Annotated in this window: 7 protein-coding genes (1 of these 7 cut by a window edge); 4 read left to right on the forward strand and 3 right to left on the reverse strand. The window is 67.9% G+C overall.

Going from position 1 to position 9,822, the window contains the following annotated elements; translation table 11 throughout:
• Positions 1-2 precede the first annotated feature (2 nt).
• Positions 3-974 (reverse strand): ABC transporter permease, encoded by a 972-nt coding sequence (locus G578_RS0123825; RefSeq protein WP_028796366.1) that lies wholly within the window; start codon positions 972-974, stop codon positions 3-5.
• 89 nt (positions 975-1,063) lie between these two features.
• Positions 1,064-2,704 carry an ABC transporter substrate-binding protein gene (locus G578_RS0123830; RefSeq protein ID WP_028796367.1) on the reverse strand — a complete coding sequence of 547 codons (1,641 nt, stop codon included), beginning with the start codon at positions 2,702-2,704 and terminating at the stop codon, positions 1,064-1,066.
• 314 nt (positions 2,705-3,018) lie between these two features.
• Between G578_RS0123830 and G578_RS0123835 the strand changes: the two genes are divergently transcribed.
• The 4 genes from G578_RS0123835 (at position 3,019) to G578_RS0123850 (ending at position 8,549) form a co-directional block, all read left to right on the forward strand.
• A complete protein-coding gene (locus tag G578_RS0123835; protein ID WP_028796368.1) occupies positions 3,019-3,729 on the forward strand; it encodes a haloacid dehalogenase type II in 711 nt (236 codons plus the stop codon).
• An 11-nt stretch (positions 3,730-3,740) separates the two neighbouring features.
• Positions 3,741-5,114: an MmgE/PrpD family protein gene (locus tag G578_RS27980; protein ID WP_038015796.1), complete on the forward strand. Its 1,374-nt coding sequence runs from the start codon at positions 3,741-3,743 to the stop codon at positions 5,112-5,114.
• Between the two features lie 178 nt (positions 5,115-5,292).
• Positions 5,293-6,465: an acyl-CoA dehydrogenase family protein gene (locus G578_RS0123845; protein ID WP_028796369.1), complete on the forward strand. Its 1,173-nt coding sequence runs from the start codon at positions 5,293-5,295 to the stop codon at positions 6,463-6,465.
• A gap of 5 nt (positions 6,466-6,470) precedes the next feature.
• Positions 6,471-8,549, forward strand: a complete 2,079-nt coding sequence (locus tag G578_RS0123850) for an acetate--CoA ligase family protein (RefSeq protein ID WP_028796370.1) — start codon at positions 6,471-6,473, stop codon at positions 8,547-8,549.
• Between the two features lie 139 nt (positions 8,550-8,688).
• Here the strand turns inward: G578_RS0123850 and G578_RS0123855 are convergent, their stop codons facing one another.
• A protein-coding gene (locus G578_RS0123855; protein ID WP_028796371.1) for a M23 family metallopeptidase crosses the window boundary here: on the reverse strand, positions 8,689-9,822 show its 3' portion. It continues 201 nt past the right edge of the window; 1,134 of the gene's 1,335 nt are visible here — the last part of the coding sequence; the start codon falls outside the window, past its right edge — the gene reads right to left on this strand; its stop codon occupies positions 8,689-8,691.

Consider the following 9,822-nt stretch of genomic DNA (forward strand, 5'->3'; position numbering starts at 1 on the left):
CCTTAGCTGTAGCGAATGCGCGGGTCGAGCCACGCGTACATGATGTCGACCAGGAAGTTCATGAGGACGAAGATCGCCACCACCAGCATCACCAGGGCCTGGGTCATCGTGTAGTCCGACTGGGTCACGGCCGAGACGAAGAGCTTGCCGAGGCCGTTGAGGTTGAACACCTGCTCGGTCACCACGAGCCCGCCCATCAGGAATGCGAACTCGATGCCGACGATGGTGATGACCGGCAGCATCGCGTTCTTCAGCGCGTGCTTGTTGATGATCACCTTCTCGATCAGGCCTTTGGCGCGGGCGGTCCGGACATAATCCTCGCGCAGCACCTCCAGCATGGCCGACCGGGTCATGCGGGTGGCGACGGCGGAGTACCGGTATCCGGTGGCGAGCGCCGGCCAGATCAGCTGGCTCATGTTATGGACCGGATCGACAAAGAACGATTGGAAGTGGATCGGCGGCATCCACGGCCGGCCGAACCATGCCTGGGAGCCTATGAGCAGGCCCAGGATGATCAGGATTCCCAACCAGAAGGATGGCATGGCGATACCGGCGATGCTGAACGTGCGCACCAGGTAGTCGATCCAGGAATTCTGCTTGGCCGCGGAGATGATTCCGAGCGGCAGAGCGATCACGACCGAGACGAAGGTTGCCATCAGGGCGACCTGCAGGGACAGCTCGAAGCGGATCGCGATCTCGTAGGCGACCGGCTGGCTGGTCCACATCGACACACCAAGGTCGAAGGTGAAGAACCCGACCATGTAGTCGAAGAACTGCTGCCAGATCGGGTCGGTCAGTCCGAGCCGCTGCTGGCACTGAAGGATCTGCTGCGGATCCGCATACGAGCCTTCGCCGCCGAACTTCAGCAGGCAGACGTCGCCCGGCACCAGTCGCAACAGCAGGAAGATCAGGATTGCGGCGCCGATCAGCGTCGGCAGCAACATCAGCAATCGTTTGATGATGTAGGTGTACATCTCAGGCGTCGCTCACGCTTTTCATGATGGGGGCAAAGAACCGCCCCGGAACCGAAGTCCCGGGGCGGCGGATGAGCGTGTCGGGAGCGTTAGCCGCCGAGCTGCTTCTTACGCTCGGCCGAGTCGATCCAGATGTTCTCGAGCGACTGGTTCAGATAGTGGCTCGGCGCGATCTTCCAGCCCTTCACATAGGAGCGGTACGGATTGATCTTGTACCACCACAGGGTGATGAACTGCGACGCTAGGTCGTTCAGGACCCGCTTCTCGAACTGGGCGAACAGCTCGCGCTGCTTGCCTTCGTCGCCGGTCGCCAGAAGCTCCGCATAGATGCTCTCGAGCTCCGCATCCTCGAAGTACGAGTAGTTCGCGCCGGAGGACGGCAGGAACTTCGAGATGTCGGCGATCGGGTTCACGACGGCCTGGCAGTTGAAGTCGAGGGAGACCTCGAAGTTCTTCTGCGTGCGCAGGGTCGCGTAGAACGGCGTGGACGGCTGCACCCACTGTTCCACATCCAGGCCGATCCGGCGCCACTGGTCGATCAGCCAGGTGCCCACGACCTTGTACGGCTGGTCCACACCGCGGTTGTGCAGGGTGAACTTCAGGTTCTCGTGGCCGGCCTCCTTCAGGAGCGCCTTCGCCTTCTCGCGGCTGGCCTCGATATCCTTGCTGTAGCCGATGATGTTCTTCTCAAGATACTCCGGCGAAGAGGAGATCGGGTGGCCCGGGAAACCGATGCCGCCGACCGTCTTCACGATCGCGATCTTGGAGAGGTACTCGGAACCCTGGTGCCGGTCGATGGACAGGGACAGGGCCTGGCGCACGCGCGGATCGTCGAACGGCTTCGCCTCGTGGTTCGGCGTCACGATCAGCACGCAGTTCCAGTCGCTCTCCTGGACCTCGATCTGGTCGCCGAGGGCTTCCTTCAGGTCGTCACGCGCCTTCGGCGGGAAGCCGCGGAACTCGATATCGGCCTGGCCGCCGCGGATGGCCTGCAGGCGGACCGACATCTTCGGCGCGATCAGCGAGGTGTAGCCGTCGAGATAAGGCTTACCCTCGTGGTAGTAGTTCGGGTTCTTCTTGCCCGTCACGTGGCTGCCCTGGACGTGCTCCACGAAGTGGAACGGGCCGGTGCCATTCACGTTGGTCTGGTGCCACGTGTAGCCGCGCTCATCCAGGTCATTCTTCGAGTAGATGAAGTTGAACGGCATGGCGATGGACGGGATGAACGTGCCCGACGGGAACTTCAGATTGAAGACAACGGTCTCCGGATCCGGGGCCTCGACGGAGTCGATCATCGCGAAGTAGGCCTTGCGGTTCGACGCGATGCCGTCCGGCGGGAAGGCGAGCTTGTCGAAGGTGGCCTTGATGTCGGCGGAGGTGAGTTCCTGGCCGTCCTGGAACGTCACGCCCTTGCGAATCTTGAAGGTGTAGGTCTTGCCGTCATTGGTCGGCTTCGGCACTTCGCCGACGCACAGATCGCAGACGAAGTCGGTCGGCGACGACGGATTGTCCGGATTGACCCGGATCAGCAGGCTGTAGAACGGCCGGATCGGGTGGATCATGCCGAAAGTGGATTCGATGTGGCCGTCATAGGACGGGATGTCGCTTCCCACGACAAGGCGCAGCTCGCCACCTTGCTCCTGGGCGGACGCCGGCATCGAGCCCGCTCCGACCACGAGGGCCGAGCCGAGCGCGACCGAGGCCGCAAACCGGGTCAGACGTGACTTCATAGGGTCGTCTCCTTCCCAAACGTGACAGTGCACCTGACCCGAAGAGGGGTCAGGAACGGCTTGTTACAGGGACACGTTCGCCCGGCGCAGAGGCGCCGTCGTCACTGTCCCACTTGCATGTCGGTCGGGATGCGGCACACGTCCGCGATGTTCCTCCCGTCCCTGCTTTCTTTTCCGGTGTGATTAAGTCCACCGGTTGCCGCGTCTTATGACGCTTGTATACAGTTTCATGACCCGCGCCGGGGGTCAAGTGATGCCCCCAGAAATTGACCTGAAATCTGCAAACAACCGGGCGCGCGACCGAGGAGGAAGTAATGGCCGACCAAGTGGTCAAGGCGCTGGTTTTCGATGTCTTCGGTACGGTGGTGGACTGGCGGACCAGTGTGGCGGCGGAAGTCGATGCGCTGGCGGCGAAGAAGGGCTGGACATTGGACGGCGTGGAGTTCGCCATGCGGTGGCGATCCCTCTACGCGCCTTCCATGCGGCCGGTGCGTCGGGGAGAAGCGCCCTATCGCCGCCTCGACGACCTGCATCGGGAGAGCCTGCGCACCGTCCTGCAGGAATATGAGGTGAGCCTCGGCGACGACGAGCTGGAGCACCTGAACAAGGTCTGGCACCGGCTGCATCCCTGGCCCGACAGCGTTCCGGGGCTGACCCGGCTGAAGAAGAAGTTCATCCTGGCCACCATGTCGAACGGCAACGTCTCGCTGATGGTGAACATGGCGAAGTTCGCCGGGCTGCCCTGGGACACGATCCTCGGCTCCGAGCCGGCCCGGAACTACAAGCCGGAGCCCGTGGTGTATCTGACCGGCGCCGACTGGCTCGGCCTCGACCCGTCGCAGATCCTCATGACGGCGGCCCATAACAGCGATCTGCAGGCGGCCCGCGACCTCGGCTTCAAGACCGCCTTCATCCTGCGGCCCACCGAATACGGCCCGAACCAGCACAAGGACAACGAGGCCGAGAGCGACTGGGATTACATCACGAACAGCATGGAAGAGCTGGCCGACAAGCTCGGCGCCTGAGGGAGGGTGACATGACGACGGTTATCGAGACCTATGCCCGGTTCGCCGCCGGCCTGCGCACGGCGCCGCTCTCCGACGAGGTCCGTCACCACGCGGAACGGGCCATCGTCGACTGGTTCGCCGCCTGCGTGCCGGGCGGGGTGATGGCGCCGGCGACCCTGGTGGCCGAGGCGCTGGCGGACCAGGTCGGGGCCGGCAACGCCTCGCTGGTCCCCGGCGGACAGCGGGCCACCGCGCAGACGGCGGCGCTGATCAACGGCACCGCCTCGCACACGGTGGAGTTCGACGACATCTTCCGCGAGGGACTTTACCACCCGGGCACGCCGACGATCTCCGCCGCCCTGGCCGCGGCCGAACTCGCCGGGGCGGACGGGCCGCGGCTGCTCGCCGGCGTGGTCGCCGGCTACGAGGTATCGAACCGCATCGCCAAGGCGGTGAACCCGCGCCACTACGACTACTGGCACACCACGGCGACCGTCGGCTGCTTCGGCGCGGCCGCCGCCGCCTCGGTGATCCTTGACCTGGACGCGGCCCAGACCGCCCATGCGTTGGGCACGGCCGCGACCATGGCCGCCGGGCTGCAGCAGGCGTTCCGGGCCGACGCCATGAGCAAGCCGCTGCATTCCGGCCGTGCGGCCGAGGCCGGCGTGCTCGCCGCCCGTCTGGCCAAGGCCGGGGTGACCGGTGCCCTGGACGCGCTGGAAGGGCCGCGCGGCTTCGGCGCGGCGATGAGCGGGCCGGATGTGGACTGGGCGGCGGCCATCGAAAGTCTGGGCGTCGACTGGACCATCACCCGCGTCACCTTCAAGAACCATGCCGCCTGCGGCCATGTGCATGCGGCGGTCGATGCGGCGGCGCAGATCGCATCCGCCAACGGCCTGACGATCGACCGGATCGCCAGCATCGAGGCCGGCTCCTACGCCAAGTCGCTGGAGATCTGCGGCAATGCCGAGCCGGTCACCGCGTTCGAGGCGAAGTTCAGCCTGCCCTATTGCGTGGCGGCGGTGCTGGTGCGCGGCTCGGTGCGGCGCGCGGCGTTCGACCCGGATGCCCTGGCCGATCCGGCGATCCGGGCGCTGGCCGCCAAGGTGGTGCATACCGTCGATCCCGGCTGCGAGGCGGCGTTTCCGGGCGCCCGGTCCGCCCGGGTTGCGATCGTCACCACCGACGGCGCGCGCTTCGAGCATTTCGCACCGACCCGCAAGGGCGACCCGGACAACCCGCTGACTGATGCCGAGCTGGATGCCAAGTTCCACGAGCTGACCGACCCGGTGCTGGGCGCGGCGGCGGCGGGCGATCTGCTGGCCCGGCTGCGCGACCTGCGCCGCGCCGGACCGGTCGGCGACCTGCTCCGGGATTCCGCCCTGCCGCACGCGGCGGAATAGGGGGTAGGCCGCACCAACTAAGCAGCCCGTCTTCCCGGGCTTGACCCGGGACCCAGGGATGGGGCCGCCGGACCGTCGACCCTATCGTTCCAGGTGCCCCGATCCTCGGTCCCGGCTCAAGGCCGGGAAGACACAGAATGTAAAAGAAACGCGACCACCCGACCCACCGGAGACCCGAATGTCCGCCCTCTATGACGACCTTCTCACCGAGGAGCAGCTGCAGTTCCGCGATGCCGTGCGCGGCTTTGCCGAGCGCCATCTCGCCGCCGACCGCCTGGCCCGCGCCCATCGCTCGGAATTCCCCTTCGACGTCGCCAAGCTGATGGCGGAGCAGGGGCTGCTCGGCATCACCTTCAAGGAAGAGGACGGCGGCATGGGCGGGTCGCTCATGGACGCCATCGTCGCCATCGAGACGGTCTCCGCCGTCTGCCCGCGCTCCGCCGACGTCATCCAGGCCGGCAATTTCGGGCCGATCCGCACCTTCGTGGAATACGCCACCGCCGATCAGAAGGAACGCTACCTCGCCCCGCTGATCGGCGGCGAGGCGACCATCTCCGTCGGCATGAGCGAGCCCGAGGCCGGCTCCGCCGTCACCGACCTGAAGACCACAGCCACCCCCGACGGCGACGGCTTCCGCATCAACGGCACCAAGGTTTTCTCGTCGCACAGCCCGGATTCCAACCTGTTCCTGGTCTATGTCCGCTACGGCCCCGGCGTCGACGGCATCGGCTCGGTCCTGATCGAGCGCGGCACCGAGGGCTTCACCCTCGGCCGGCCCAGCCGCTACGTGGGCGGCGACGACTGGTGCCAGCTGTATTTCGAGGACGTCTATGTCGGTCCGGAGAACGTCCTGCTGCGCGAGGGCGGCTTCAAGAAGCAGATCGCCGCGTTCAACATCGAGCGCCTGGGCAACTCGGCCCGCGCGCTGGCCTTCGGACGCCACGCCTTCGAGATCGCCCGCGAGCATGCCGAGACGCGCCATCAGTTCGGTCGGCCGCTCGCCGATTTCCAGGGCCTGCAGTGGAAGTTCGCGGAAGCAGCCCTGCGCATGGAGGCGGCCCAGCTCATGCTCTACCGGGTGGCCGGCAAGGCCGAGAAGGGTCTGCCGAGCGCCTACGAGACCGCGCTGGTCAAATATCTCTGCAACGAGGCCGGCTTCCTGGCGGCCAACGAGGCGATGCAGATCCTCGGCGGGCTCGGCTACACCGAGGAGAGTCTGGTCGAATACTGCTGGCGCCGGGCACGCGGTTGGCAGATCGCCGGCGGCAGCCTGGAGATGATGAAGAACCGCATCGCCGAGGGCGTGTTCGGCCGCCGCTTCTCCCAGCGTCCCCCGAAGCCGAAGGCTTGAAGGCCATGAGCAGTTCGAACGGGGGCTGGATCGACGCCCTGGTCCGGCCGTCCACGGTTGCCGTGGTCGGCGCGTCGGACGATCCGAAGAAGGACAGCGCCCGGCCGCTGCGCTTCCTGCGCAGGCACGGCTTCAAAGGGACGGTGTGGCCGATCAACCCGATGCGCGAGACGGTATTGGGGGAGAAGGCCTGGCCCAGCCTGGCCGACCTGCCGGGCGTGCCGGAGCATGTCTATATCGTCACCGCCGCCGAGCGGGTCGAGGAGCAGGTGGTGGAGGCCGCCCGGTTGGGCGTGAAGGTCGCCACCGTGCTGGCCGACGGCTTCGCCGAGGCCGGCGAGGACGGGGCCGAGGCCCAGCGCCGGCTGGTGGAGAAGGCCCATGCCGGCGGCATGCGGCTGCTCGGGCCCAACAGCATGGGTGCCGCCAACGTCGCCGACGCCGTGCCGTTCACCACCAACGCCGCCTGGGAGGCCGAGAGCCTGGTGCCCGGCCGGCTGATGGCCCTGTCCCAGTCCGGCTCGCTGATCGGCACCCTGGTGTCGCGCGGCGCCGCCCGCAGCATCGGCTTCCACTCCCTTGTGTCGGTCGGCAACGAGGCCGACTTGGACGTGGGCGCCATCGGCGAGGCCGCGGTCGGTCTCGACGGGGTGGACGCCTTCATCCTGTTCCTGGAGACCGTGCGCCGGCCGGAGCGGATCGCCGCCTTCGCCCGTGCGGCCGATGCCGCCGGCAAGCCGATCGTGGTCTACAAGCTCGGCCGCTCGCCCGAGGCCCAGGCCCTGGCGGTGTCCCATACCGGCGCCCTGGTCGGCTCCGACAAGGCGGCCGATGCCTTCTTCCGCGACCTCGGCATCCTGCGCGTGGATCAGTTCGAGGCCCTGCTGGAACTGCCGGCCCTGCTGAAGGGGCGGCGGCCCGATGCCGTCCGGCGGTCCAAGCCGGTGGCGGTGGTCACCACGACCGGCGGCGGCGGGGCCATGGCGGTCGACCGTCTGGGAGCGGCGGGAATCGAGGTGGAAGGCGCCTCCGATGCCCTGCGCGCCCATGTGAAGCAGGTGGTCGGCTTGTCCCTGAAGCCGGCCCGGCTGATCGACGTGACCCTGGCCGGTGCGCGCTACGAGGTGATGAAGACCGTGCTGGACGGGCTGCTGGACAGCGGCGACTACGCCGCCGTCGTCGCCGCCATCGGCTCCTCGGCCCAGTTCCTGCCCGAACGCGCGGTGCAGCCGATCGTCGACTGCGCCGGTCACGACACCCCCATCGCCGCCGCTCCGCTGCCCCAGGCGGACCGGGCCCTGGCCATGCTGTCGGAGGCCGAGGTCGCCGGGTTCCGCTCGGTGGAGTCCATGGCCGACGCGGTGCGCGCCTTCATGGAATGGCGCCCGCCGAAGCCGCTGCCGACCGACCCTGCCCCCGAGATCGGTCCGGCCCGGCCCGCGGCGGTCCTGGGCGAGGCGGACGGGCTGGACCTGCTGGACCGGCTCGGCCTGACCACCGTGGAACGGCGGCTGCTCGGCCCGGACGACGCGATTCCCGACGACATCGTCTATCCGGTGGTGCTGAAGGCGGTGAGCGCCGACCTGCCGCACAAGACCGAGGCCGGCGCCGTGGCCCTGGGCCTGGCCGACCGACCGGCGCTGGAGGCGGCGCGCGATGCCATGCGGGCGCACCTGAAGACCTCCGCCCCTGGAGCGGCGCTGGAGGGCTGGCTGGTGCAGACCATGGTGCGCGGCCTGGGCGAGGCGCTGGTCGGCTACCGGGTCGATCCGGAGGTCGGCCCGGTGATCAGCGTGGCCCCGGGCGGCATCTTCGCCGAACTCTACGAGGACGTGGCCGTGCGCACGGCCCCGGTCGACCTGGCCGGCGCGCGCGAGATGATCGCCCAGGTGACTGGGCTTAGGGCGCTGGCCGGCTGGCGCGGCCGGCCGGCGGGCGACCTGGAGGCCCTGGCCCGGACGGTGGCGGCCCTGTCCGCCCTGGCCCTGGATCCGGATCTCCGGGTGGCCGAGGCCGAGGCCAATCCTGTGATGGTTCTGGCCGATGGCGCCGTGGCGGTGGACGCCCTGGTCCGCTTCGCCTGATCCCGTCCCGGCGCTGCCCGTCGCCCTCCGGCACACCCCGGACTTGAATCGGGGGGCGTGTCGAAGGGAACGTGCATGCTCAAACGAAAAGCCCCGGCACGAGGCCGGGGCTGATCGGATGGTCGCGGGCGGAACAGCCTCAGCGGCTCGCCACCGTGGTGTCGCTGCGCAGCGCGGCCACGCGCTGGTCGATGTTCGGCAGGAAGCGCTTGAACTTGTCGAGCTCCTTGCCTTTGAGCTGCTCGCCGGCCGGCAGCTTCACGCTCATCGGGTTCTGCTGACGGTTGTCCACCAGGACCTCGTAGTGCAGGTGCGGGCCGGTCGAGCGGCCGGTGGTGCCGACATAGCCGATGATGTCGCCCTGCTTGACCCGCTTGCCCTTCCCCATGCCCTTGGCGAACTTGCTCATATGGGCGTAGGCGGTCTTGATCGAGCTGTTGTGGCGCAGGCGGACGTAATTGCCGTAGCCGCCGTTGCGGCCGGCGATCTCGATCACGCCGTCGCCGGCGGCCATGATCGGCGTGCCGGTGCGGGCGGCGAAGTCCACGCCCTTGTGCATCTTGGTGTAGCCGAGGATCGGGTGCTTGCGCTTGCCGAAGCCGGAGGACAGCCGGGCCCCGTCGATCGGCGTGCGCATCAGCGTCTTGCGGACGCTCTGGCCCCGGGGATCGAAATAGTCGGTGATGCCGCTCGTCGGGGTGTAGCGGTAGAACGACACCGTCTTCCCCGACAGGGTCATGGAGGCGTACTGGATGTCGCCGTTGCGCACCCGGTTGCCGAGCTCGTCCTCATAGGTGTCGAACAGCACCTCGAAGCTGTCGCCGGCCTGGACGTCGCGCTGGAAGTCCACGTCGAAGCTGAACACCCGCACCAGGGCGATCAGGACGTCGATCGGCATGCCGGCGTCCAGGGCGGCCTCGTACAGGCTGCTCTGAATCTCGGCGGCGGCGAAGTCGTCACGCTGCTCGAGCTCGCGCACCACCTCCTCGGCGACGAAGCCGGAATCGGTGTCGGCCCGCACCTCGATGTCGCGATCGGCGCTCGGCTGCAGGGCGAGGCCGAGGAAGGCCGGCCCGGCGGCCTGATCCTGGAAGGTCAGGATGATGTCCTGGCCGATCTGCAGGCGGCGGACGTCGAACACGTCGGCCAGACGGTCGATCGCCGTATGGGCGGTGGCGCGGTCGACGCCGTTGTCCATCAGCAGCTTTATAAGGGTGTCGCCCGGCGCCACCGTGACGACCCGGTCTTCGGGCTCCGGGGTGGCGGAGAAGCC

This window comes from Thalassobaculum salexigens DSM 19539 (assembly GCF_000423805.1).
GTDB lineage: Bacteria > Pseudomonadota > Alphaproteobacteria > Thalassobaculales > Thalassobaculaceae > Thalassobaculum > Thalassobaculum litoreum.

What these genes read in the sequence shown, in the direction of transcription:
- G578_RS0123845 (WP_028796369.1), top strand. Translation starts at nt 5,293, where the DNA reads ATGTCCGCCCTCTATGACGACCTTCTCACCGAGGAGCAGCTGCAGTTC.
- G578_RS0123850 (WP_028796370.1), top strand. Translation starts at nt 6,471, where the DNA reads ATGAGCAGTTCGAACGGGGGCTGGATCGACGCCCTGGTCCGGCCGTCC.
- G578_RS0123825 (WP_028796366.1), bottom strand. Translation starts at nt 974, where the DNA reads ATGTACACCTACATCATCAAACGATTGCTGATGTTGCTGCCGACGCTG.
- G578_RS27980 (WP_038015796.1), top strand. Translation starts at nt 3,741, where the DNA reads ATGACGACGGTTATCGAGACCTATGCCCGGTTCGCCGCCGGCCTGCGC.
- G578_RS0123830 (WP_028796367.1), bottom strand. Translation starts at nt 2,704, where the DNA reads ATGAAGTCACGTCTGACCCGGTTTGCGGCCTCGGTCGCGCTCGGCTCG.
- G578_RS0123835 (WP_028796368.1), top strand. Translation starts at nt 3,019, where the DNA reads ATGGCCGACCAAGTGGTCAAGGCGCTGGTTTTCGATGTCTTCGGTACG.